Here is a 1,054-nt window from a genome sequence, read left to right as displayed (position 1 = left end):
CCGCCCACCCCAGCGGGGCCATCACCGCGTCATACGCCAGTGCCCTCATGTGAAACCCCCCGTTCTTCCACGAAGCGAAACCATGAAGCGAAACCACGAAGCGGACCGCGCCCGGGCCTGAAGCCTAGCGCGCGGTCTCCACCCGTCCCTGCGACGGCGGCGGCTTCTGGGCGGACGCGCTGGGCGCCTGCTTCCGCAACAGCCCCCACAGCCCGTACACCACCAGCATCAGGCAGCCGTACTGCGCCGGCGTCAGGCCGAGGTAGCGCGCGTCCACGTACGACAGGTCCGTGGCCCGGAGGAAGTCCAGGCAGAAGCGGGACACCGCGTACAGGAGGGCCAGCAGCGGCAGGAGCCGCCCCTTCATCCTCGGCGCGTCGCGCAGCGCGTACAGGAGGCCGGTGATGGTGAAGAGCACGACGGCGTCGTAGAAGCCCAGGTCGTGCCGGTTGCCGTTGGGGAACTGCACCGCGAGGAAGAAGTCCGTCAGCCGCCCCGGGTGGTCGTGCACCGCGAAGCACCCCAGCCGCGCCACCGCCCAGGCCGGCGCCACCCCCAGCGCGAAGCTGTCCGCGTAGTCGTTGAAGCGCAGCTTCCGTATCCGGAAGAACACCACCGCCGCGATGATGCCGCCCAGCAGTCCACCAAAGGACGACAGGCCGTCCCAGAACTTGAAGATCTGGAACGGGCTCTTGGACAGCTCCTCCGGGTGGTAGAAGAACAGGTGCACCCAGTGGCCGAACAGCATGCCGGCCGCCACCCCCCACATGGCGTAGTCCGCCAGCGGGTTGGGGTCCAGGCGCTCGCGCTCGGCCTGCTTCGTCAGCAGCCGCGCGCCCAGCAGGATGCCCGCCGCCACGAAGACGTTGAAGGGGTTCAACTCCAGGGGCCCCAGCTTGAACGAAGGGGCGTGCCAATAGGGAATCAAGAGGGCTCCAGGAAGGCCAGGCCCGCCACCGGGGAACGCGAGGCGGGACGAACGCGAACAATCGGCGCAACCGTGGCTTCCCTCCACCTCTTTCTTCCTGCTCCCACGCCCCCCTGAGTACCTGCC

At 68.7% G+C, this 1,054-nt stretch carries 1 protein-coding gene; it reads right to left on the bottom strand.

Features of this window, described 5'->3' with window-relative positions:
- Nucleotides 1-124: 124 nt before the first annotated feature.
- On the bottom strand, nucleotides 125-928 hold the full coding sequence (locus tag D7V93_RS43390) for a prolipoprotein diacylglyceryl transferase (RefSeq protein ID WP_120648708.1): 804 nt from the start codon (nucleotides 926-928) through the stop codon (nucleotides 125-127).
- Nucleotides 929-1,054 lie beyond the last annotated feature (126 nt).

It is taken from the genome of Corallococcus llansteffanensis (genome assembly GCF_003612055.1).
Classification (GTDB): domain Bacteria; phylum Myxococcota; class Myxococcia; order Myxococcales; family Myxococcaceae; genus Corallococcus; species Corallococcus llansteffanensis.
Note: the sequence above shows the minus strand (reverse complement) of the source record. Positions and strands in the feature narration are given on the sequence as shown.